Below are 23,140 nucleotides of genomic sequence, written 5' to 3' on the forward strand. Positions count from 1 at the left end.
GTAATCGTGCGATTGATTATTTCTGTTCGGTCACGGTCCCTGACCCTTGCGGTGCCAAGGTTTTCCGTTCCCAGTCAATCGTCATGGTACGAGGACAACGCGACTTTTGAACGATTTCTTGCGGGTGTGTTCGAAATTGTTGCGGAAATTTCAGTATTTGTGCGGTTCAACTGACCGTTTGTCAACATTAGTTTTTTCAACATACTTTTTCAAAACGGCGGAAGCATGCGGAAATCCATTATCTGGCTAGAACAGCGCACGTTCGATTTCCCATGTTTGAAATCGGCGTGTTGTCCGACTACAGGCATGTAGTTTGTTCGATTTACGCACATGGTTTCTGCGTGTCGGCCTTGTCGCCTTGACCAGTGATAATCAGTGGTGTTCAGCCCACGTAAAATTCCAATGAACGTTAGGGGAATATCAATGGCAAACGGTCCTGTGCTTGTCGTCGACTTCGGCGCCCAGTACGCCCAGCTCATCGCCCGCCGCGTGCGCGAAGCAGGCGTGTACTCCGAGCTGGTCCCTCATTCCATGCCGGTTGACGAGATCCTGGCCAAGGATCCGAAGGCGATTATTCTGTCCGGCGGCCCGGCCTCTGTGTTCGAGCCCGGCGCGCCGACCATAGATACTAAGGTATTCGAATCCGGTGTTCCTGTGCTTGGTATCTGTTACGGCTTCCAGGTCATGGCCTATGAGCTCGGCGGCAAGGTGGATAAGGCCGCTCTCGGCGAATACGGCAAGACCTCAGCCACCATCGATGACGCCGACGGCATCCTCGCCGACTCCCCCGCCGAGCAGACCACGTGGATGAGCCACGGTGTGGCGGTCGAACAGGCCCCGGCCGGCTTCGAAGTGCTGGCCCACACCGAAGGCGCGCCCGTGGCCGCCATGGCGGACGAATCCCGCAAGCTCTATGGTGTGCAGTGGCACCCGGAAGTCAAGCACTCCCCGCTTGGCCAGAAGCTTATCGAAAACTTCCTGCACCGTTGCGCCGCGCTGCCCAACGACTGGGATGCCTCCTCGATTATCGAGGATCAAGTCAAGAAGATCCGCGAGAAGGTCGGCGACGCCGAGGTGATCTGCGGCCTGTCCGGCGGCGTGGACTCCGCCGTGGCCGCCGCTCTGGTGCACAAGGCCATCGGCGACCAGCTCACCTGCGTGTTCGTGGACCACGGCCTGCTGCGTAAGGGCGAGGTCGAGCAGGTCAAGCACGACTTCGTTGCCGCCACCGGCATCAAGCTCATCACCGTGGACGCGGCCGACGACTTCCTTGAGGCCCTGAAGGGAGTCTCCGAGCCGGAGCGCAAGCGCAAGATCATCGGTGAGAAGTTCATCCGCACGTTCGAGAAGGCCCAGCGCCAAGTGCTTGAAGAGGCCGGCGCGCGCGGCAAGGAAGTCAAGTTCCTCGTGCAGGGCACCCTCTACCCCGACGTCGTCGAATCCGGCGGCGGCGACGGCGCGGCCAACATCAAGTCCCACCACAACGTCGGCGGCCTGCCCAAGGACATCAAGTTCCAGCTCATCGAACCGCTGCGCACTCTGTTCAAGGATGAGGTGCGCGCCATCGGCACCGAGCTCGGTCTGCCCGACGAAATCGTCTGGCGTCAGCCTTTCCCGGGCCCGGGTCTGGGCATCCGCATCATCGGCGAGATCACCAAGGAGCGCCTCGACCTGCTGCGCGAGGCCGACGCCATCGCCCGCGAGGAGCTCTCCAAGGCCGGTCTCGACCGCGACATCTGGCAGTGCCCGGTCGTGCTGCTCGCCGACGTTCACTCGGTGGGCGTCCAGGGTGACGAGCGCACCTACGGCTCCCCCATCGTGCTGCGCCCGGTGAGCTCGGAAGACGCCATGACCGCCGACTGGTCTCGCGTGCCCTACGACGTGCTCGCCACGATCTCCACGCGCATCACCAACGAGTGCCGCCAGATCAACCGCGTCGTCCTCGATTGCACGAGCAAGCCGCCGGCCACAATTGAATGGGAGTAATTGCTCTCTGTGACGAATGGGATTCTCCATCGGGGAATCCCTTTTTTGTTGCCGACGATGCCCGGTATAATTTTTCCGCTTACGACGTCGTCCGGAAAGGGATGCCGACCTCTTTGCGCCAGGGATTCGACAACGAAAAATACATCGAACTGCAAGCCGCCAACATCTCAACAGCGTGAACCGACGCTTGCACTCGGATGAAACGCTGATTGCATTGTCAATCACCAGCGCCACCAGTCCTGTGGCCGCTCGCGTCATCGACGGGCTCAAACAGTTGCAGGGCTGCGACGCCTTTTTCTCCGTTATCATCTCATCCACGGACGAGGCGCTGTATCGCAAACTCGGCATCAACGTGTGCTGCGAACCGAAGTACGAACGGGTGAGTCTGTATCACCGGTAAACGCCACCGATAAGCGCGGTATGCCGCGAATCGTCAAGCCGGTAATCATGCAGCATGCGGCCTGACGATTCGCTGCTGTCGCATTGTCTCTCCCCTCTACCATGCTGGGCTTGTTTTCCGTTTGTTGGAGAGAACGGGGGATGCCATCAGCACTACGGTGAGAGAAGGATTATCCGTGAAGCGGTTCGTGGGTCTAGACGGTATTAAAGGACTGGCGCTGCTGGCCATCGTGCTCTATCACTGCATGCAGCAGCGTCTGCCGGGCGGATTCTACGGCGTGGACGTGTTCTTCACCGTCTCGGGATTCCTGACCGCCACAAGCCTCATACGGTCCCTGAACACGACCGGAACGCTCAACCTCGTGCGATTCATCCCCAAGCGGGCGGTGCGCCTCTACCCCGCGTTGCTCCTGCTGATCCCGGTCATCGTCAGCGCCGGCTGGCTGTTCGATCACGATATGCTGGTGTCCATCCGCGATCAGGTCATCACCGTGCTGCTGGGCTGCTACAACTGGTACGCCATCGGCACGGGACAAAGTTACTTCGACCAGATGAATCCGCAGGTGTTCCGTCATCTGTGGTTCATCGGCGTGCTTATGCAGTTCTACGTGATCGTGCCGTTCATCGTATGGCTGATGTGGCGGATTCGGCGCACGCGGTATGCCTCACTGGTCCCTTTGTCGCTGGCGGCGGCCAGCGGCCTTGCCATGGGACTGATGTATACGCCCAAGGGCGATCCCACCCGCGTCTACTTCGGCACCGATACGCACGGCATGGGTCTGATGCTGGGCGTCGCCCTCGCCTGGTGGGTCACCGTGGCCCCGCTGGGCAACGCCGACCAGGAGCCCGAACCGACGCCCCGCATCATCAGTTCGGGTGATTTCCCCGTCGCACGTGAGACGCCGACGCCTCACGTTCCGGCATGGAGGCGCCTATGGGACGCGGCGGCACCCTCGATGGCGTTCATCAGCCTGATCGCCTTGGTGAGCATGACGGTCGTGGGCAGGCAGGACGCCTTCGCCTTCCGCGGGGGCATCATGCTGTCCAGCCTGCTGTCCGTGCTGCTGATCGCCGGCACCATCGCCGATGACTCCTGGATGCAAAGCCTTATGGTGTTCAAGCCGCTGGCCGCACTCGGCCGGTATTCATACGGCATCTATCTGTGGCATTGGCCGTTGTGGATCCTCTCCACCGCCCTCGCCCCGAAGCTCTTCCGGTCCGCCGCCCCCTGGCCCCTCGCCATGGCCGCGCTGCTCACCGTCGCCATGGTGACGCTCTCCTGGCAGATGGTGGAGAAGCCGGCGGCGCTCTCGCCGCTGTCCATCGTGCTGCCCCCTCGCACATGCGGCCGCCGCCGGGCCGTGCAGGTCATCGTCTTCGACCTCATTGCGGCGCTCTCGCTGGTCGGCTGCGTGCAGGGCATCGTCCATGCGCCGGCGAAGACCGCCATGCAGATTCAGTTGGAGCAACAGGCCGCGCAACTGGAGCGCCTGCAGAAGACCGAACATGTGCTGCTGCGCCGCAACGTGCCGGCACCGCCCAAGCCCACGCATACGATGCCCACCGGAGACCGGATCACCGCCATAGGCGATTCGGTGATGCTCGCCTCCTCACAAGGGTTGTCGGCAGTGTTTCCCGGCATACAGATCGACGCGAGTGTGTCACGATCCATCATGGCCGCGCCCGAGCTCATCGACGATGATCTCGCCGCCGGGAGCCTACGGCAATGGGTGCTGGTGGGACTGGCCACCAACTCGCAGATCAGCGCCGATCAGCTTGACCGCATTCTCGCCATGATCGGGCGGGACCGTGTGCTGGTGCTGGTCAACGCGCATGCTGATCGCGCATGGGTCCCGCCCACCAACCAGACGCTGGCCGACTATGCGGCCGCACATCCGAGCAACGTGGTGCTGGTGGACTGGGATGCCACGGCCAACGCGAACACGCAGGTCTTCGGCCCCGACGGCATCCATCCGAGCCTGGACAGCGATATCTACGCGAAAGCCGTCGAACAGACGATCCGTCAATGGGTCGCAAGCGGCAGGTGAACGGCAGGCAACGCTGAGTTGTCCAACCGGTCGTGAAGAACGGCTATGCTGAAGACTGCATCAACGAGACCACACGTTGGGAGACATGGTGAGCGCAATCCTTGAAGGGAAGCCCGATAAGAATCTTATTCTCGTTACGGGAAGGATTCATCCGAAGTTGGCTGAGGATGTCGCCGAGCAGCTCGGCATCGACGTCCTTGAAACCACCGCATACGATTTCGCCAACGGCGAGATGTACGTGCGCTACACCGAATCGGTGCGTGGCGCCGATGTGTTCGTGCTGCAAAGCCATTACAAGCCCATCAACAAGGCGATCATGGAGCAGCTCATCATGATCGACGCGCTGAAGCGCGCCTCGGCCCGTTCCATTACTGCGGTCTGCCCGTTGCTCGGCTACTCCCGTCAGGACAAGAAGCACCGCGGCCGCGAGCCCATCTCCTGCCGTCTGGTGTTCGACCTGCTGAAGACCGCCGGTGCCGACCGCATCATGTCGGTCGATCTGCATGCCGCGCAGTCCCAAGGCTTCTTCGACGGCCCGGTCGATCATCTGGTGGCCATGCCGGTGCTGGTCGACTACATCCGTGATCGTTTCCAGGACCATCTCGACAACGTCGCCGTCGTCTCCCCCGACGCCGGCCGCATTCGCGTAGCCGAGCAGTGGGCGCAGCGTCTCGGCGGCGGTCCTCTCGCTTTCGTGCACAAGACGCGCGACATCACCCGCCCGAACCAGGCGGTCGCCAACCGTGTGGTCGGCGACGTCGCCGGCAAGGACTGCGTGCTTGTCGATGACCTGATCGACACCGCGGGTACCATCGCGGGCGCATGCCACGTGCTGCAGGACGCGGGAGCCAAGTCGGTGACCGTGGTCGCCACGCATGGCGTGCTCTCCGGCCCGGCCATCGAGCGACTCAAGAACTGCGGTGCGCGCGAGGTCGTGCTGACCGACACCGTGCCGATTCCCGAGGAAAAGCGCTGGGATGGCTTGACCGTCCTGTCGATCGCCCCGCTGCTGGCCAGCGCCATCCGCGCCGTATTCGAGGACGGCTCGGTCGCCGAACTGTTCGACACCTACCCCGAGCACCACGGTCAAGGCTTCCTGTTCGCCTGATTACGTGCGTGTTTGTTCGCGGAAAGCACACAATGCGAGACGCGACATGGCGTAGTCTTTCGGTAAATACCGACAGTATGATATAAATGAACACTTGTGGGCCGAAAGCCCACGACTCCCCCATGGTGTAATGGCAGCACACGGGTCTTTGGAACCCTTTGTCTTGGTTCGAGTCCAGGTGGGGGAACGGCTGACGGCCGCTCGACATCCGGGCGGCCGTCTATTGTTTTGAGGTGTTTCCGCCCTCAATAGACATTCCAATCGAAGGGAATACGTCAGTTATGGCATTATCCGCAGCCATCGTCCTCGCCGCCGGCGAGGGTACCCGCATGCGTTCCAACAAGCCGAAGGTGCTGCATACTTTTGCAGGCAAGACCTTCCTGAACAGGGTCATGGATTCGGTGGCCGCCCTGAATCCCGACACGCTGGCCGTGGTCGTGCACTTCCAGGCCGAGCGCGTCGCCGAAGCCGCCCGCTCCTATGACGAGCAGGTCACCATCGTGAACCAGGACGACATCCCCGGCACCGGCCGCGCCGTCCAGTGCGCGATGGCCCAGCTCACCGAATCCGGCAAGATCGACGGCCCGGTGCTCATCGCCGCCTCCGACATGCCGCTGCTCGACAGCGAGACGCTGCACCGCCTGGTCGAATTCCACACCGCCTCCGGCAATGGCGCCACCGTGCTCACCACCATCCTCGACGACCCGACCGGTTATGGCCGCATCATCCGCGACCGCGAAGGCAACGTGCTGCGCATCGTCGAGCAGAAGGACGCCAACCGCAGCGAACTCGCCGTGCAGGAGGTGAACACCTCGGTCTACGTGTTCGAGGCCTCCGTGCTCGCCGAGGCGATCGCCGGACTGAAGTCGAACAACGCGCAGGGCGAGTTCTACCTGACCGACGCACTGGAAACCGCCAAGTCGGCCGGCAAGGTCGGCGCGTTCGCCGCCCCGGACCCGCTCACCGTCGAGGGCGTGAACGACCGCGTGCAGCTGGCCGCCCTGTCCAAGACCTACAACCGCCGCGTCTGCGAACGCTGGATGCGCAATGGCGTGACCATTCTCGATCCGGAGACCACCTGGATCGAGGACGACGTGCGGATCGGCCGTGACGCCACCATCCTGCCCGGCTCCTTCCTGCAAGGCCATACGGTGATCGGCGAGGACGCCGTCGTCGGCCCGTACACCACCCTTATCGACGCGACCGTGGACGAGGGTGCGGTGGTCGAACGTTCCCGTGTGCAGGAATCGCATATCGGGGCGCGCACGAACATCGGACCGTGGACCTACCTGCGTGTGGGCAACGAGTTCGGCGAGGACGCCAAGGCCGGCGCATTCGTCGAGATGAAGAAGACGCACATCGGCAACGGCACCAAAGTGCCGCACCTGAGCTATGTGGGCGACGCCCGGCTCGGCGACCACACCAACATCGGCGGCGGCACCATCACCGCCAACTACGATGGCGTGCACAAGAACCGCACCGTGATCGGCGACGGCTGCCATGTGGGCGCCGGCAACCTGTTCGTGGCCCCGGTCGAGGTCGGCGACAACGTGACCACCGGCGCCGGCTCCGTGGTGCGCCACGCCGTGCCGGACGACACGATGGTCTACTCCGAGAACACGCAGCACAACGTCGAGGGCTGGAAGCCCGCCTGGGAGCGCTGAACCATGCCCGCACTTCAGGATTCCATCAACGCCGTCCGCGTGGCCGCCGAGGCCGCAGACCGTCTCAAGGCCACCGATATCGTGGCCTTCGACGTGGCCGACCTGCTCGGCATCACCGACATCATGATGATCGCCGGTGCCTCCAACGAGCGCCAGGTGCTGGCCGTGGCCGAGGAAATCGAAAAGGACCTTTACCTCAAGTGCTCCGGACGCCAGCCGCGCTCGCGCGAGGGCCTGACCGAAGGCCAGTGGGTGCTGCTCGACTACGGCGATTTCGTGATTCATGTCATGCACGAGGAATCACGCGAATTCTACGGGCTCGAACGACTCTGGCGCGACTGCCCGGCCATCGATCTTGAACTCGCACACCCGGAAACGGCGGAGCATGCGGACGTTGCTGCCGTCACCACCGCGTAACGTGCGAATCACATAACGCTGATATACGCTGATATTCGCGTGTCGGGCTGCCTGTTGCCGAACGTCATTGACGGGGCCAGGCAGCCCTCCCCTTTTCCTGTTTCCTCACTGGAACCGAAAGGATCGTCACTATGACCAATCATGTTCGTTCCATTTTTCTTATTCGTCATGGACGCACTTCCTATAACGCCGCCCACAAGCTCCAAGGCCAGGTCGATATTCCGCTGGACGCCGTGGGTGAATGGCAGGTCAAGCAGACCGCCACGGCCTTGAAAAGCCTGTACGTCGATCGTCGGCCGGAAATCGACAATCGATTCATTGTCTGCTCCGATTTGAAGCGTGCGCACGCCACCGCGCAGGCTTTCGCCGACGTATTGGGTGGAATCGAGCCCGTCGATGATCCTCGCATTCGTGAACGCAGCTTCGGGGATTGGGATGGCCTTGCCGTGGCTGAACTGGCCGAACGCTACCCTGAGGACTTCCGTTCCTGGATGGAGTCTCGGGGCGGTGAACTGAAGTATGGTGCCGAACCCAAGGAAGCCGTAGGCAAACGCGGTATGGAGGCTCTTGAGGACTGGTCCACGCGTGCCGGAGACGACACGGACCTGTTCGTGTTCTCGCACGGCGCATGGATCGCGCAGACATTGCAGACCCTGTTGGGCATTTCCGCGATCGATCCGACCTTCTCCACGGTGGTCTCATTGCGCAATGCGCACTGGGTGTGCTTGGTGCCGATGGACAATCCTGATGGCACTGTGCGCTGGCGTCTGCTGGACTACAATCACGGTCCGGCCATCGCCGACACCGACGAGTGGGAGCGCGAACGCTGATCGCGTCACGGCTCCCCTGCTGATCCAACAGGTCCGGTGTATTCGGAACCGTTCAAGCAATAACTGAATGACTCAATGTCTGAATAATGGCGGAAACAAGCCAAAAAGTGTCGCCAAATCACACTTCTGTCATTTGGCGACACGCCGAGTGTTGCCGGAATCGGCATCCCGGCGTAATGTATACGAGGTCCGAACGACGGGCCAACAATTAAAGAACGGGGCTATAGCGCAGCTGGTAGCGCATCTCCATGGCATGGAGAGGGTCGGGGGTTCGAATCCCCCTAGCTCCACGATGAAGCCGTCAGGTTGCATGATGTGATGGTTTCTCCGCTGGTTCGTGGTGGGTATCTCGACTCCCATGAATCGGATAGCTTCACTCGGGGCTATAGCGCAGCTGGTAGCGCATCTCCATGGCATGGAGAGGGTCGGGGGTTCGAATCCCCCTAGCTCCACAATCAAGGCCGGTGCTTCACGCACCGGCCTTTTGCGTCTCCCCCACCACGACACTGCGTGAACGGTAACGGTGATCGCCACTACAATGAATGATGGTCCCTATCATGCTGATATCAAAGGAGACATCGTGACCGTCACCCGTGTATACATCGCCAGCCCCGAAGGCGCCAATGGACGCAACGTCGTCGCCTATGGCGTGCTCAATGCGTTGACCTCCAAATACAAGACCATGGTGTTCCGGCCGGCCGTGTCGAACCATGACGAATTCACCCCCATCCTGCTCGCCGCCTCCAATGCGGGGCTCGGCGTGTCCCTGTCCACCGGCCTCGACGTGCATAAGGTGCGCGCCGACAAGGACACCGCCCGCGGAGACATCGTCGGCGAGTTCAACTACGCCATGGAGGTCTCCCGCGCGAACGCCGCCCTGATCGTCGGCACCGACAAATCCCACGTCAACGACCCGACCACCTACGAGTTCAACGCGGACGTCGCCGCCGATCTGAAGGCCGGGGTGTTCCTGGCCGTGTGCACCATGGACCGATGGCCGCACGAGCTCGACGAAACCGTGCAACTGTCCATCGAGGGCATGCGCGCCGCGGGCAATACGGTGCTCGGCATCTTCGTGACCGGCTGCGAGCCGCGCCACGCCTTCTCCGTCAAAGAGACCCTCGCCAAATACGGCCTGCCGGTCTGGACCCTGCCGCAGGTGCCCTTCACCGACGAATCCACCAAGGATCTGGCCCTTGAGACCTTCCGCAAGCACGCTCCCATCGACGAGGTGCTCGCCGCGCTCGATGTGGACGTCACCGCGCCGGTCACGCCATACGCCTTCCAATTCGACCTGCTCGGCAAGGCCAAGAGCAACAAGAAGACCATCGTGCTGCCCGAAGGCGAGGAGGACCGCATCATCAAGGCGGCCGATTACCTGCTCGAACGTGAGACCGTGAACCTCATCATCGTGGGCGACAAGGACGCCATCCTGGCCCGCGGCAGGGAACTGGGGCTGAACAGTCTGGGGCGCGCCCGATTCCAGGCCATGGACGACGAGAACGTGCTCAAGCCGATGGTGGCCAAACTGTGCGAGTTGCGCGCCAAGAAGGGCATGACCGAGGAGCAGGCCCGCAAGCAACTGACCGACGCCGGCTACTTCGGCACCATGCTGGTGGTGCTCGGCTATGCCGACGGACTGGTTTCGGGTTCCGTGCATTCCACCGCCAACACCGTGCGCCCCGCCCTGCAGGTCATCAAGACCAAGCCGGGCCAGAAACTGGTCTCGGGCGCGTTCCTCATGTGCTTCAAGGACCATGTGGCCGTGTTCGCCGACTGCGCCATCAATCTCAACCCGGACGCCGAGCAGCTTTCCGAGATCGCGCTGCAGTCCGCCGAGACCGCCCGCGCCTTCGGCATCGACCCGAAGGTCGGCATGCTCTCCTACTCCACCCTCGGCTCGGGCAAGGGCCCGGACGTGGATCTGGTGGAGGAGGCCACCAAGCTGCTCAAGGAGAAGGCGCCCGATCTGCCGGTGGTCGGTCCCATCCAGTTCGACGCCGCCTGGTCGCCCACCGTGGCCGCCACCAAGGCCAAGGGCAACGACGTAGCCGGACATGTCAACGTGTTCGTCTTCCCAGACCTGTGCGCCGGCAACATCGGCTACAAGGCCGTGCAACGCTCCTCCGGCGCCCTGGCCATCGGCCCGGTGCTGCAGGGGCTCAACAAGCCGGTGAACGACCTGTCGCGCGGCGCACTGGTGCAGGACATCATCAACACCATCGCCCTCACCGCCATCGAAGCGCAGTGAGCCCGGCTTAGCTCCCGCCAGAGGGAGCTGTCACGCACAGCGTGACTGAGGGTGGTCAGGCGCGAAGCAGAACCACCCTCAGTCGGCTTCGCCGCCAGCTCCCGCCAGCGGGAGCCACTGTAATGCTTATTTTGTAGCAAGCAACGAGTAATCTAGTCAACGGTAACCCGTGTCTCACGGGAACATTCAATCACAATGGAGGATGCCCACAATGGCGAAAACCGTCCTTGTCATCAATTCCGGCTCCAGCTCGATCAAGTACCAGCTGGTTGATCTTGAATCCGGCGAAGGCCTCGCTTCCGGTCTTGTCGAGAAGATCGGCGAACCGGTCGACGGCCACTACAAGCACGAGTACAACGGCGAAAAGCATGAGCTTGAAGAGCCGATTCACGACCACGAGCAGGGTCTCAAGCGCGTGCTCGGCTTCTTCGAGGAGTACGGCCCGAAGCTGTCCGAGGCCGGCATCGTCGCCGTCGGCCACCGCGTGGTGCAGGGTGGCTCCATCTTCCCGAACCCGGCCCTCGTGACCGACAAGACCATTAACCAGGTCAAGGATCTGGCCGTGCTCGCCCCGCTGCACAACGGCCCGGAGGCCAAGGGCGCCGAGGTCATGCGTTCCCTGCTGCCGGATGTTCCGCAGATCTTCGTGTTCGACTCCTCCTTCTTCTTCCAGCTGCCGAAGGCCGCCAGCACCTACGCGCTGAACAAGGAGATCGCCGACCAGTACCACATCCGCCGCTACGGCGCCCACGGCACCTCCCACGAATACATCTCCTCCGTGGTGCCGGGCGTCATCGGCAAGCCGGCCGAAGGCCTCAAGCAGATCGTCCTGCACATCGGCAACGGCGCCTCCGCCTCCGCCGAGATCTCCGGCAAGCCGGTCGAGACCTCCATGGGCCTGACCCCGCTTGAGGGCCTGATGATGGGCGGCCGCACCGGCGACATCGACCCGGCCGTGGTCTTCCACCTGATCCGCAACGCCCACATGAACGTGGACGAGCTCGACGCCCTGTTCAACAAGCGTTCCGGCATGATGGGCATGACCGGCTACGGCGACCTGCGCGAGGTCCACCGTCTGGTGTCCGAGGGCAACGAGGACGCCAAGCTGGCCCTCGATGTCTACGTGCACCGTATCGTCAGCTACATCGGCAACTACACCTACCAGATGGGCGGCTGCGATGTGATCACCTTCACCGCCGGTGTGGGCGAGAACGACGATGTGGTCCGCAAGATGGTGTGCGACAAGCTCGCTCCGTTCGGCGTCAAGCTGGACGAGGCGAAGAACGCCGTGCGCTCCAAGGAGCCGCGCATCATCTCCACCCCGGACTCCTCCGTGGTCATCGCCGTGATTCCGACGAACGAGGAGCTGGCCATCGCCCGCAAGTCCGCCGCGATCGCCGAAGCCGGCACCGACACCTACGGCAACACCTTCGCCAAGTAAGTAACCGCCGTTAGGCATCTCACTAATCTCTAGTTGCAACACTATGGGGGGCTGACTCCGATTGGAATCAGCCCCCCATTCGTATATGGTCATGAGACCACTACCCCTGCGTCATACTCCCCTCAGTCCGCGTAGCGGACTGAGGGGAGTTCCACCAGAACACAGGACCCCTTACTGCCTCAGCATGCCGCTCCACATACCGACGAAATCAGGCAAGGTCTTGCGCGTGGTGGCCACGTTGATGACCTCGATATCGGGAATACGCAGCCCCAGCATCGCGGCGAACGTGGCCATACGGTGATCAGCATAGGTTTCCATCACGGCACCGTGCAACGTCTCCGCCGGCACCGGTTCGATACGCAATCCATCAGGCAATTCCTCAGCCGCTCCCCCAACACGACGAATCTCGTTGACCAATGCCTCCAGACGATTCGTTTCGTGGCCGCGCAAGTGACCAATACCAACCATGTCTGTCGACTTATCAGCAAACATCAGAATCGCCGCCAACGAGGGCGCAATCTCTCCGGCCGCCGTCAAATCGAACGTACCCAGCCCACGCACGATGCCGTCACCGGTCACCTCGCAATAGCGCACGCCATCGATTGTCGGGAACGATACTTTGGCACCTATCTGTTCCAGATAGCCCGGCAACAAACCACCCGGCTGGGTGGTGGTCTCAGGCCAATGAGGCACCCGGACCGTGCCGCCGGCGATCAATGCCGCGCCGAGGAATGGCGCCGCGTTCGACAGGTCGGGCTCAACGGTCACCTTGCTCGGCAGTTGCATTGCGCACGGTTCAACCGTCCATGTGCGGGCGGATTCATCGGCCTCAACCGCTCCGCCAGCACCGGTCACATCAGCCACAGTCATGCGAATGTGCGGCAGACTCGGGGTCTTCTCCCCCGTGTGCGTGAGGTGCAGACCGCCAGGCAGTTTGGAACTAATCAGCAGCAGGCCGGAGATGAACTGGGAAGAACCGGACGAATCGATGCTGACATGCGCCTGGGCAGCCGGCAAGGTTGCAGGCGGCGTAATAGTGAACGGCAGACGGCCAATCTCGCCGTGATAATCAACCGTTGCACCCAGCTGTTCCAAACCGTCAAGCACCGGCTTCATCGGGCGTGCATAAGCCTGTTCGTCGCCATCAAAATTCACTGGGCCATCTGCAAACAGGGCAAGGCCGGGCACGAAACGCATCACCGTGCCGGCCAGTCCGCAGAACACATTGACGTTGCCATGGAATCGGCCGGATACGGGAGGAGTAACCGTTACGGTGGTGTCGGTTGCGGAATCCACGTCGCAGCGGACACCGAGGGCTTCGAGGGCGTTCATCATAAGGTCCGTGTCGCGCGAACGCAGCAGGCCAATCAGAGTAACGGGCTTGCTGCCGAGGGCGGCGAGAATCAGGTAGCGGTTGGATAGGGACTTGCTGCCCGGCACCGTTACCGTAGCGTTCAACGGCTGTGTGGCGAGCGGGGCAGGCCAGAGATTCGTAAGTTGTTCAGGCATAAGGCCAAATCTATCAGTATTTGGAGGCTCCAGAGCGTCCGCTGTCATTCATTTGGTCGATTTGTCGTTCATTAGGTAGGTCAGCCTCCGCACCCACCTTTGAAATGGCGCGATTCCAACATGGCGTAGGACACCGAACCTACCAAATGAACGATAAATCGACCTAATGAACGAGATATCTATCAACGGTCGGCGGCGATGCGGGATTCGATCTGCTGGTCGGGCTCGTCATGCGGCTGTTCGAAACCGCCTTCGATGGCCTGCGCGTGCAGCAGCTGGGCGGCCACACGATCGGCTTCGATGGCGGCGATCTGGCGCGAAAACACGATGAACCAGCCGAGGAAGGCCATGCCGGCCAACGCCTCCACATTGGTCAGGGTGTTGTGGCCCAACATCATATTGGCCCAGAACGCGGCGCACACGAGCGCGGTCAGGTCGGAAGCCACCATCACGGCTTTGGAGAGGCGCGGCGCCAGCCACGGCAGGAGTCCGAACAGCAGCAGCATGACGGCCGGCAGTCCCTTGGCGCACACATTGTGCAGGATATGGTGCGGCGTGTATCGGAAGACGCCGATGCCGATAAACGCTAGGCCGGACACCGTCAGCAGGAGGGACAGCACGGCGATGCGTGCCGCGAAATGCGGGATCTCATAGCCGCGGTTCGGGTCGCTTTTGGTGCGGTCATGCCATAGACGCTGCAACCGTTCGGTGGCCACCAGTTCGGAGATGGCGAAGTAGCTGACGATGATGATGCACGAGCCGGCAAGAATCAGCGTGGAGTTGAACATGCGTGCCGCGAACGTGGAGCGGTCGCCAAGCTGGGAGAAATTGTTGAGATACCAGTACGGATCATCGGTGGTCATGCCGGCGGTGGCCACGCCGGAGACGACGAAGAACGGCAACAGGCCGGCGATGGTCTTGGCGTTCATCATCTCCGCCTGCACGAAGGTCATGTATCCCACCACGCCGGCGAACGCCGCGCAGACGCTGGAGATGTATCCGGAGAAGATGGCATTGCCCATCATGTCGTTGGCCACGCCGACGAGTGCGAACGACGACAGGAAAATGGTCGCGGCATACACCACGGACAGGGACGCGATCTCGAAGACGCGGCGGATCGGCGCGAACCAACCGTGCCTGAGGTTCAGGGAGCGGGACTTGCGCCCATAGCCGATGATGAAGGAGAAGACGCCGCATAACGCCACGATGCCCGCGCACACCATGAATCGGCGTTGCGTCAGCTGCCAGATGGGCGGAGCGTATTCCATGTACAGGTTCATTGAGATGGCGCCGATGACGGCGCAAACCAAGAAGGAGACCAGACCCGAAGTCTCCGCACGTTGATGACGTCCCATGCGCGGCCCCCTGCTCACTCGTTCGCATGCATTCCTCGCACCACCATACATACAAGGCGCTACCGCCGTGTCGGCGTAGCCGGGTGCGATGATCGTCAGTCCGAGGCGGATTCGTTACGGACGTCACCTCGGGCGGACCCTTCGGCGTGTCGCCCGGCAATCCAGCCATTGTTGTTCTGCATAAGACAGAAGAAGGCAAAAGCGGGTAACCCCACCAACGAACAGTCAATCCATGGACAATACGTTGACAGGGCACCCGCCTACCGTCGGTGAAAGGCGTTAGATGGTCCGACGCCGTCTGGTGATGATTAGAATCGCCACAGCAACCGCCAAGAAGACCACTACGGCCCCGCCGATCATCATGACGTCCACACCAAACAGCGAAAGGCCTAATGTTAAAAGTCGAAGATAGGAGTTCATTCCAGCAAGTCCATCCTCTACGTAGGCTTCCGACCATACAATTGGAAACAATGGTTTGTCACTTTGAAGGAGAAAGTCATGGCCAAAATCGATGCCGATGCGATGTCCCACAGAACATTGGAGACCGTTGCTGCGCTGGCGAAATTGCCTGTAGTTCGCGTTAATCGTGAAGCATTCCTCAGAAAACAGTTCAAGGATTCCGAATACTTGAACCAGATTCTGCAGGATGGTCCGCAAAGCGTGTACACACCTGAGTCACTGAGGAAAAAGACAGATAAGATTATCGCCGCCAGCGCGACTGCGACTTCGCTGACCTCGTTTGCTGCAGGATTACCCAGCAATCCCACAGTCATGGCTGCTGCTGGGGGTGCAGATGTCGTCCAGTACTTCGGCTTTGCACTCAATATGGCTCAGCAACTTGCTTATCTGTTCGGCGATGATGAATTATTCTCCGACAATATGGATAACCTCTCGGAGCAAACTCAAAATAGAATCATTGCATACCTTGCTGCAATGCTCGGAGTCAGTGGATCCGCAACTCTCGTGCTTCTCGTATCAAAGAAGGCAGGAGGAACCATCGGCAAGAAAGTCGCAGCCAAGGCCCTAACAAAAACGGTCTGGTACCCGTTGCTGAAGAAAGTGACAGCGGCTGTAGGCGTCAGAATCACCAAACAAACTGTAGGGAAAGTAGTTACCAAGGCCGTTCCCGTCATCGGTGGAGTCGTCTCCGGTGGCATCACTTATGTCACCTTCAAACCAATGGGCAAAAGGTTCGCGGACATGCTTGTCAAACGTGCCAAGGGCGAGTTGACCGATGATGATGGGCTGGAACTGAATCCAGAGTTCAAGGAAAGGCTCAGGAACGAGCGATCCGAGATTGAAACCATTGACGATGAAGATGTCATTGTAGAGATTCAGGAAGAGGGCTCCTCCACCTCTGCCACCCAGATCAACGAATCCTGATTTGGGAAAACGGCGGGGAGGGATTTGGCCAATACTTCGGGGTAGCCGAACGCCAGACCAGTAGGATACCGTTCCCAGACCTGTTACCAATCCGAACTCTTGAACGGGACGGCGGTCGGTTTGAGGGCCGGAGAGCCTTTGACCTTCTGCCTTGCCCATGCAAGGCTTTTGTCGCTTTTGAGTTGGTTGCAGCAGCGATGCACCTTCTCAAGGTTGCGCAGATCAGTCGCGCTTCCGCCGTGACTCACTGGAATGATTTCGTCAACTTCGACGCTCATTGGATCGAGCCATGCGATCGCGTCGTCTATCGGCCTGTCGCAGATGGCACAGGGCACTTGTTGCGCGAGCACCCGCTGTCTGGCGAGATTGCGGGCCTAGCGGTTGATGCGCCGTGGATCCCTGTAGTTCCTACCGTGGGGCATGTTGGTCGGCCTACGAGTGAAGGGTGCCGTGATGCCTGTATCGCAAGCGGAATCTTCAATTATGCGTGAGGCTTGGCGGCCTTCACGGCACTCGTGGGTATGAATATGCCCCACCAGAGAAAGGAGCAAAGCCGGCGGGGCGGGGAAAGTCTTGGAAGATTGCCTTGGTGTTCCCTGCATTGAACGACAACACTATCATTTTCGCCGCGTTGCATTTCCCATGCAAGCCCCCACAGGGCCTTGCGTCTACCAGATATTCGATATGGCGGAATCCGTTACCGAAGGTAACGGTATCCTCGGTCTTCCTGTTACAGCCGGAAATCATTGTTGGCGTTGGCTTCCTAGCCCCTTATGTATTCCTCTGTAACAGGTGCAACGGGTGTAACAGGTGAAGTATCGGAGTCGTGTGGTGAATGAGGGTGCATGGGGTCGGTTGCATCAGTTACATGTATCACAGATTCTGTGAGGGCTGATTCACGTTCTCATAACATATTTGACAATGATCCGCTGAAGTTGTAAACTAACAGTGGTTTGCATACTTTGGGATGCCAGTGTGGGGGTTCAACTCCTCATCATCGGGATGCCATACGGTGCGTTTCTCCTGTTGTTGAGAGTGATGGATAAATATCTCGGCAAGAATTCCGATGAGGAAGGAAAGGGGGAGCCTATGAGCAATAAGACTCATGAACATCGTAATGGAGTATGGTTGATGATTGTTACGGTAGTAGCAAGTATGCTAGAGGGAACCAAAGAAGTTCTATTGAACTCTCTAGCTGGTCTCTTAGGAGGCTTCATCAGCAACGGTATTGCGCACTGGCGTACCAAGGCACACAAGCTTTTTCTTTGGATTAATTTGTGCAGGGAATTGACCGTGGACAGGCTTCGCCAGCTCCTTCCTAATGCTTGGAGGGTTTGTTAAGCTCTTACGCCACTGCGGCGGTTTCACTCGTCTTGCCTGTATCGATGGCTTTGAGCCGCATCTGGTCCACGGCGTTGGCGACTTCGTTGAGTCATTCGGGCCAGAGTCCGGCGTATACGTCGAGTGTGATGCTCGCCGTGGCATGGCCAAGCTGTTTCTGGAGGGTCTTGACATCCGCGCAGCAGGCGATGGACACGTAGGTGTGACGTAGGCTGTGGATGTTCACAGCCTCGCCCTCCATCCCCGCATTGCGCACGCCGGGATACCAGATGCGTGTCCTCCAGCTCTGGTCGTGGATGCATCCGCCGCGTTTGGCCCGGAACAGGAACTCGTTCTTGCTTTGTCCGGCGTTCTGCTCCTCCAGTTGGGGAATGAGAGACTGCGGCAGGGCGATGGTCCTCGCCTCACCGTTTTTTTGCGTGCCGAGTTGCATCCTGCCTTCCCCGTCATCGGACCATGTGCGGCGGATGCGGGCTTTGCGGTTCCTGAAGTCGAGATCCTGAATCTGCAGGGCGAGCACTACGTTGATGCGCACGCCGGTGTAAGCGAGGAATCGCACCAGCAGTTCGACTTCCAGCACGGTGAGGAACACCATGTCCTCGTCCTTGGACACAATCTGCGGTATTGTGACCAGCTTGGCCGGGTTCTCCGGATCCACTTGTTGGTGATGGCGTATTCGAACACCGCCGCCATGACGACCTTGACGATGCTATGCAGGGACTCAGCGACCGCGGCTTCTTCTTGCCGGACAGCTGGGCCTTATACCCGCCCTTGGAGAGTTTGTTCACCCATGATTGGAGTTCGTTGGGTGTGATTTCGAGCAGCGTCTTATAGGTGTCGTCGAATCCGCCGGTGGCGGCGATGGCGATGATACCAAACAAGACGGATGCGGAAAGGTACACGGGCCCGACGCATCCGCCGGGAATATACTTCTTGAACACCCGAACGAACGCGGGCACGATCAACGCCACGAACCCGGACCCGAGCGTGGTCACGGTGCCGATATCCGCATAATCCTCCTTGGACGATGTAGGCGGCCTACGGCATCGACGCCTACGAAAGCGGGTTCGGCATCAGAAAAAGACTGGGCCGGACGCCGGCGCTAACCCATCAACACGCGCGGATAAGACCCACGTTTCTTTACTTAACCCAGAAGCCCCACTCCCCGAGCGGAAGTAGGGCTGTCGGTCGGGCTGACAGGATTTGAACCTGCGACATCCTGCTCCCAAAGCAGGCGCGCTACCAAACTGCGCTACAGCCCGATGTGCCACATACGGCACAAGTTCATACTATAAGCGATGCCCGGTACATGTCATGGCGAGCAAGCGGCCGACCAACCAAAGCCAGCCAATCTGGAACGGCACAGACCAACCCGGAACAGTCCGAACCAACCCGAACCGGCCCAGTCCGATCCCGCCAGCCCGCATCGCTCCCGCCGGCGTCACGCCCCCATGGGCTTCTTGGGCTTTTTGTCGCTCATGAGCATGAGGAAGCTGCGGGACTGGGCGGTGATCATGAAGCCCGCCTCATAGCTCAGTTCCGGCCCATCCGGGTTGTGCGTATCCACGACCAGCTGCCATTTGCGGCCGTATCGCTCATCCGGCAGGGTGAACATAATCGGTTCGTAATGCGCGTTGAAGATCAGGATGAAGTCGTTGTCGACCATCCGGTTGCCGTACCAGTCTACCTCCGGAATATCCGAACCGTTCAGATAGATCATCATGGAGAACGCATGCGTGTTCTGCCAGTCGTCCATATCCATGATCGAACCGGTGTGGTCGAACCATTCGACCTGCGGAATCATGTTCGAATCGTCGCCGGGCTCACGGCCTGTGAAGAAGCGACGGCGGTGCAACACCGGATGATCCAAACGTAGATGAATGAGTTTGGAAACGAAGGCGAGCAGTTCCTTGCGTCCCTTGTCAAGATGCCAGTTGGTCCAGGAGATCTCGTTGTCCTGACAGTAGGCGTTGTTGTTGCCCTGCTGGGTGCGGGCCACTTCGTCGCCGCCGCAAATCATCGGGATACCCTGGCTGAACAGCAACGTGGCGAACATGTTGCGCATCTGACGCTGACGCAAGTCGTTGACGTCCGGAATATTGGTCGGGCCTTCAACGCCGCAATTCCACGAGCGATTGTTGCTCTCGCCGTCGCGATTGCCCTCGCCATTGGCTTCGTTGTGCTTTTCGTTGTAGCTGACCAGGTCGTTCATCGTGAAACCGTCATGCGCGGTGATGAAGTTCACGGACGCCACCGGTCGACGGCCGTTGACCTGATACAGATCGGAGCTGCCCATGAGGCGTGATGCGAATTCGGGCAACGTGGAGGGCTGCGAGCGCCAGAAGTCGCGCACCGTGTCGCGGTAGCGGCCATTCCATTCGGACCAGCTGGACGGGAAGCCACCCACCTGATAGCCGCCGGAGCCCAGATCCCACGGTTCGGCAATCAGCTTCACGCGCGAGATGATCGGGTCCTGCTCCACGATGTCGAAGAACGCAGACAGCTTGTCGACCTCCTGGAACTGGCGTGCCAGCGTGGCGGCCAGATCGAAGCGGAAGCCGTCGACGTGCATTTCGGTAACCCAGTAGCGCAGCGAATCGGTAATCAACTGCAGCGCGTGCGGCGAGCGCATGAGCAGTGAGTTGCCGGTACCGGTGGTGTCGAAGTAGTGCTGCTGGTCGCCTTCCACCAGTCGGTAGTAGGAGGCGTTGTCGATGCCCTTGAAGCTCAGGGTGGGGCCCATATGGTTACCTTCGGCGGTGTGGTTGTACACCACGTCGAGGATGACTTCCATGCCGGCGTGATGGTAGGCCTTGACCATGGACTTGAATTCGTTGACCTGCTCGCCGCGTTCCCCGGAGGAGGAGTAGGCGTTGTGCGGCGCGAAGAAGCCGATGGTGTTGTAGCCCCAGTAGTTCGACAGGCCCTTCTCCTGCAGGAAGGAGTCGTTGACGAACTGGTGGATCGGCATGAGTTCGATGGCGGTGATGCCGAGCTTCTTCAGGTATTCGATGACGCTCGGGTAGGCCAGGCCGGCGTAGGTGCCGCGGATGTCCGGCGGCACGTCCATGTTGAGGTTGGTCATGCCGCGCACGTGCGCCTCGTAGATCACCGAATCGTGGTACGAGATGTAGGGGTGCTGGTCGTTGCCCCAGTCGAAATACGGATTGATGACGGCCGACTTCATGGTGTGGGCGGCCGAGTCAAGGTCGTTCATCGCCGAGGTGTCGTCCGGGCTTTTGAACCAGTAGGAGAACAGGCTTTCGTCGCCGTCGATGTTGCCTTCGATGGCCTTGGCATACGGGTCGAGCAGCAGTTTGTTGGGGTTGCATCTGAGGCCGTGCATCGGGTCATAGGGACCGTAGACGCGGTAGCCGTAGCGTTGGCCGGGCTGGAGGCCGGGGATGTAGTTATGCCATACGTATGAGTTCTGTTCGGTCATTTCGATGCGCGTTTCCGCATCGTGCTCGTCGAACAGGCATAGCTCGACTTTCTGCGCAACCTGTGAGTACAGCGCGAAGTTCACACCGGCGCCGTCATAGCTGGCGCCCAGCGGATACATTGATCCAGGTCTGATCTGCATAGTTTTCAGTATCCCACTTTCTTGTGTCACTGATGTGCCGGGGAGTTGAACGTCAGGAGAACAGCGACGGCTTGTCTTTGTCGGAGTTCCTGGCGATGAGTCTGCGTAACGCCTCATGCTGGATGGCGATCATCGAATTGGATGAGGTGATGCGCGTGGCGGCAAGGTCGCTCCACGGAATCCACGCGGATTCCACGTGCTCGTCCGCGTCGAAATGGCGCTGCTCCCGCCTGAACGGGCCCAAATGCAACACCATGATGTGGGCCAGTTCGTCGGTCATGCCTTCGGACGAGTAGAAATCGCCCACGAAGTCAACACCCATGGTGTCACGGTCCGGCACCACGCCGGTTTCCTCGGCCAGTTCCCTCAGGGCCGCGTCCATGATGTCCTCGCCCTCGTCCATGAGACCGGCGGGAAGCCCGTAGGCGAACATGTCCGATCCGGCACGGTATTCGCGTTCGATGAGGTAACGGTCGGTGGACATGTCGTGCACGAGCATGACCACACAGGGGGCGTGACGCAGCACCTGGCGGCCGATCTCGTGTTCCTTGCCCTGCTTGTCGGTCAGAGCGATGCGCATGTCGTCCACGTGGAAGATGCGCCCGGTATAAACGGTTTCGCTACTGATCACTTTGGCGGGCACGTCCATGTCGATGCCGTCCGAGGAGGCGTTCAGCTTATGGTCGAGCCGATGCTCCAGTTGTTCCTGCTTGCTTCCCCCAAACATGTCATCTCCTCGGAAAAATCGTTTTCGCCACGTCACTATAGCGTCTTAATCTCGATGCGCGGTAATGGACAGCGTCCATGGATCGGTCGTGTCGTGGAACCACTCGACTTCAGGCCTTGCTCCGGTCGCTTGTTCGATGGCGGCTGGCACGTCATCGATCGCGTAATTGAACCACATGGATTCGATGGCAGCATGAGGGGTGTTGATGAAGCAGGGACGCACATGGCTCTCCCCCGCCATTCCATGGCCGAGCATGATGCCTTGGGCCCTCATACGGGCTTCATACCGAGCTTGTTCGATGGCGTCGGTCACCGGGTGGTGACGCAAATCGCTGGTTACGTACACGTCCGCACCGGTGGCACGCACCTCGTTGAACAGGGAGTCACCGGAGCCAGGCAGAATGGCCACATACTGAACAAAAGTGTCCGAATCGCCGCATACCTGGATGCCGAGCGCGGTGGTCATGCCATGATCGGACACTTCGTCGAATACACGCTGAGCGAAATCCTTCAGGGCAACAGGCTTCGGCAAACGACCCACACGCCCCAAGCCGACCGGATGAGAGGCGTTGGCATCGTCAATCGGCACGAGTGGTTTCTGGTCGATGAGTCCGAAGTAGTCGGCCGCCGCCTGCCCCACGCCGCGATACGCAGCGTCAGCATTGGTGTGCCCTACCCACAGCCCGCAGCCTTGCTGGTAGAGCCTGCGGACGATGTCGCCCCGGAAACCGAGTCCGCTCGTCTCGTGTACGGAACGGAAGAACAACGGGTGATGGGTGATGAGCAGGTCCGCGCCAGTAGCGATGGCCTTGTCAATGATGGCGGAGGTCGGGTCGGCGGCGAACACGATGCGGTGCACGTCGTGGCTCAGATCGCCGACGATGAGACCCGGCTCATCCCATTCCTCGGCGTAGCGCAATGGGTACAGGGTCTCGAGAACGTCGATGACTTGCTTGAGATTCGGCATATGTCCCATTGTAGTGGGCTATTGCGGCAAGGGACTCATTCTGCAATTGCGGACAAGCCATGCTCGTGCTCTTCGTTGCTCGACTATCGGCTCGCCTTCGCCTACAAACAATCCACTGGACTGTTTGCTCAA

At 60.2% G+C, this 23,140-nt stretch carries 17 protein-coding genes, 4 tRNA genes and 1 pseudogene; 14 read left to right on the top strand and 8 right to left on the bottom strand.

The window, feature by feature from the left end; translation table 11 throughout:
- Positions 1-423 precede the first annotated feature (423 nt).
- The 12 genes and pseudogenes from guaA to BLIJ_RS08995 all read left to right on the top strand — a co-directional run bounded on the left by guaA (position 424) and on the right by BLIJ_RS08995 (position 12,144).
- Entirely contained in the window at positions 424-1,986 is a 1,563-nt protein-coding gene (guaA, locus tag BLIJ_RS08940; protein WP_012578023.1) for a glutamine-hydrolyzing GMP synthase, read from the top strand.
- Between the two features lie 160 nt (positions 1,987-2,146).
- Positions 2,147-2,386, top strand: a pseudogene (locus BLIJ_RS08945) (DUF1846 family C-terminal domain-containing protein); the annotation flags it as partial.
- Between the two features lie 175 nt (positions 2,387-2,561).
- A complete protein-coding gene (locus BLIJ_RS08950) occupies positions 2,562-4,433 on the top strand; it encodes an acyltransferase family protein (RefSeq protein ID WP_012578024.1) in 1,872 nt (623 codons plus the stop codon).
- 85 nt (positions 4,434-4,518) lie between these two features.
- The gene (locus BLIJ_RS08955) at positions 4,519-5,541 is read left to right on the top strand and encodes a ribose-phosphate diphosphokinase (protein ID WP_014485013.1); all 1,023 of its coding nucleotides are present in this window, start codon (positions 4,519-4,521) and stop codon (positions 5,539-5,541) included.
- Between the two features lie 116 nt (positions 5,542-5,657).
- Positions 5,658-5,728, top strand: a tRNA-Gln gene (locus tag BLIJ_RS08960).
- A gap of 94 nt (positions 5,729-5,822) precedes the next feature.
- Positions 5,823-7,205, top strand: a complete 1,383-nt coding sequence (gene glmU / locus BLIJ_RS08965) for a bifunctional UDP-N-acetylglucosamine diphosphorylase/glucosamine-1-phosphate N-acetyltransferase GlmU (RefSeq protein ID WP_012578026.1) — start codon at positions 5,823-5,825, stop codon at positions 7,203-7,205.
- A gap of 3 nt (positions 7,206-7,208) precedes the next feature.
- Positions 7,209-7,622, top strand: a complete 414-nt coding sequence (gene rsfS, locus BLIJ_RS08970; RefSeq protein WP_012578027.1) for a ribosome silencing factor — start codon at positions 7,209-7,211, stop codon at positions 7,620-7,622.
- A 131-nt stretch (positions 7,623-7,753) separates the two neighbouring features.
- Positions 7,754-8,452 (top strand): histidine phosphatase family protein, encoded by a 699-nt coding sequence (locus tag BLIJ_RS08975; RefSeq protein WP_012578028.1) that lies wholly within the window; start codon positions 7,754-7,756, stop codon positions 8,450-8,452.
- Positions 8,453-8,669: 217 nt separating this feature from the next.
- Positions 8,670-8,742, top strand: a tRNA-Ala gene (locus tag BLIJ_RS08980).
- A gap of 89 nt (positions 8,743-8,831) precedes the next feature.
- Positions 8,832-8,904 (top strand) — tRNA-Ala (locus BLIJ_RS08985).
- Positions 8,905-9,032: 128 nt separating this feature from the next.
- On the top strand, positions 9,033-10,703 hold the full coding sequence (gene pta, locus BLIJ_RS08990) for a phosphate acetyltransferase (RefSeq protein ID WP_041982016.1): 1,671 nt from the start codon (positions 9,033-9,035) through the stop codon (positions 10,701-10,703).
- Positions 10,704-10,914: 211 nt separating this feature from the next.
- On the top strand, positions 10,915-12,144 hold the full coding sequence (locus BLIJ_RS08995; protein WP_012578030.1) for an acetate/propionate family kinase: 1,230 nt from the start codon (positions 10,915-10,917) through the stop codon (positions 12,142-12,144).
- Positions 12,145-12,315: 171 nt separating this feature from the next.
- Here the strand turns inward: BLIJ_RS08995 and aroA are convergent, their stop codons facing one another.
- Positions 12,316-13,653: a 3-phosphoshikimate 1-carboxyvinyltransferase gene (gene aroA, locus BLIJ_RS09000; protein WP_014485015.1), complete on the bottom strand. Its 1,338-nt coding sequence runs from the start codon at positions 13,651-13,653 to the stop codon at positions 12,316-12,318.
- A gap of 182 nt (positions 13,654-13,835) precedes the next feature.
- Complete coding sequence (locus tag BLIJ_RS09005) at positions 13,836-15,008, bottom strand: hypothetical protein (protein ID WP_012578032.1); 1,173 nt, start codon at positions 15,006-15,008, stop codon at positions 13,836-13,838.
- Positions 15,009-15,506: 498 nt separating this feature from the next.
- Here BLIJ_RS09005 and BLIJ_RS09010 point away from each other — a divergent pair, with 498 nt between their 5' ends.
- Positions 15,507-16,391 carry a hypothetical protein gene (locus BLIJ_RS09010; RefSeq protein WP_012578034.1) on the top strand — a complete coding sequence of 295 codons (885 nt, stop codon included), beginning with the start codon at positions 15,507-15,509 and terminating at the stop codon, positions 16,389-16,391.
- Positions 16,392-16,474: 83 nt separating this feature from the next.
- Here the strand turns inward: BLIJ_RS09010 and BLIJ_RS09015 are convergent, their stop codons facing one another.
- Positions 16,475-16,741, bottom strand: a complete 267-nt coding sequence (locus BLIJ_RS09015; RefSeq protein ID WP_012578035.1) for an HNH endonuclease signature motif containing protein — start codon at positions 16,739-16,741, stop codon at positions 16,475-16,477.
- A gap of 739 nt (positions 16,742-17,480) precedes the next feature.
- On the opposite strand from BLIJ_RS09015, the gene BLIJ_RS09020 reads away from it, so the two are divergent.
- Positions 17,481-17,732, top strand: coding sequence for a hypothetical protein (locus BLIJ_RS09020; protein WP_126386333.1), 252 nt, complete (start codon positions 17,481-17,483; stop codon positions 17,730-17,732).
- Between the two features lie 91 nt (positions 17,733-17,823).
- Here the strand turns inward: BLIJ_RS09020 and BLIJ_RS09025 are convergent, their stop codons facing one another.
- The 5 genes from BLIJ_RS09025 to BLIJ_RS09045 form a co-directional block, all read right to left on the bottom strand.
- Positions 17,824-18,390 carry a site-specific integrase gene (locus tag BLIJ_RS09025; RefSeq protein ID WP_012578038.1) on the bottom strand — a complete coding sequence of 189 codons (567 nt, stop codon included), beginning with the start codon at positions 18,388-18,390 and terminating at the stop codon, positions 17,824-17,826.
- A 530-nt stretch (positions 18,391-18,920) separates the two neighbouring features.
- Positions 18,921-18,994 (bottom strand) — tRNA-Pro (locus BLIJ_RS09030).
- Positions 18,995-19,173: 179 nt separating this feature from the next.
- On the bottom strand, positions 19,174-21,294 hold the full coding sequence (glgX, locus tag BLIJ_RS09035) for a glycogen debranching protein GlgX (protein WP_014485017.1): 2,121 nt from the start codon (positions 21,292-21,294) through the stop codon (positions 19,174-19,176).
- A 73-nt stretch (positions 21,295-21,367) separates the two neighbouring features.
- The gene (locus BLIJ_RS09040; protein ID WP_012578040.1) at positions 21,368-22,042 is read right to left on the bottom strand and encodes an NUDIX hydrolase; all 675 of its coding nucleotides are present in this window, start codon (positions 22,040-22,042) and stop codon (positions 21,368-21,370) included.
- 45 nt (positions 22,043-22,087) lie between these two features.
- On the bottom strand, positions 22,088-23,008 hold the full coding sequence (locus tag BLIJ_RS09045; protein ID WP_014485018.1) for a Nif3-like dinuclear metal center hexameric protein: 921 nt from the start codon (positions 23,006-23,008) through the stop codon (positions 22,088-22,090).
- Positions 23,009-23,140: the final 132 nt, after the last annotated feature.

The organism is Bifidobacterium longum subsp. infantis ATCC 15697 = JCM 1222 = DSM 20088 (assembly GCF_000269965.1).
Lineage (GTDB): Bacteria > Actinomycetota > Actinomycetes > Actinomycetales > Bifidobacteriaceae > Bifidobacterium > Bifidobacterium infantis.

Bases quoted from the DNA above. Each gene is read 5' to 3' on its own strand.
- guaA (WP_012578023.1), top strand. From the start codon at position 424: ATGGCAAACGGTCCTGTGCTTGTCGTCGACTTCGGCGCCCAGTACGCC.
- BLIJ_RS08955 (WP_014485013.1), top strand. From the start codon at position 4,519: ATGGTGAGCGCAATCCTTGAAGGGAAGCCCGATAAGAATCTTATTCTC.
- glmU (WP_012578026.1), top strand. From the start codon at position 5,823: ATGGCATTATCCGCAGCCATCGTCCTCGCCGCCGGCGAGGGTACCCGC.
- rsfS (WP_012578027.1), top strand. From the start codon at position 7,209: ATGCCCGCACTTCAGGATTCCATCAACGCCGTCCGCGTGGCCGCCGAG.
- BLIJ_RS08975 (WP_012578028.1), top strand. From the start codon at position 7,754: ATGACCAATCATGTTCGTTCCATTTTTCTTATTCGTCATGGACGCACT.
- BLIJ_RS08995 (WP_012578030.1), top strand. From the start codon at position 10,915: ATGGCGAAAACCGTCCTTGTCATCAATTCCGGCTCCAGCTCGATCAAG.
- aroA (WP_014485015.1), bottom strand. From the start codon at position 13,653: ATGCCTGAACAACTTACGAATCTCTGGCCTGCCCCGCTCGCCACACAG.
- BLIJ_RS09005 (WP_012578032.1), bottom strand. From the start codon at position 15,008: ATGGGACGTCATCAACGTGCGGAGACTTCGGGTCTGGTCTCCTTCTTG.
- BLIJ_RS09010 (WP_012578034.1), top strand. From the start codon at position 15,507: ATGGCCAAAATCGATGCCGATGCGATGTCCCACAGAACATTGGAGACC.
- BLIJ_RS09020 (WP_126386333.1), top strand. From the start codon at position 17,481: ATGAGCAATAAGACTCATGAACATCGTAATGGAGTATGGTTGATGATT.
- glgX (WP_014485017.1), bottom strand. From the start codon at position 21,294: ATGTATCCGCTGGGCGCCAGCTATGACGGCGCCGGTGTGAACTTCGCG.
- BLIJ_RS09040 (WP_012578040.1), bottom strand. From the start codon at position 22,042: ATGTTTGGGGGAAGCAAGCAGGAACAACTGGAGCATCGGCTCGACCAT.
- BLIJ_RS09045 (WP_014485018.1), bottom strand. From the start codon at position 23,008: ATGCCGAATCTCAAGCAAGTCATCGACGTTCTCGAGACCCTGTACCCA.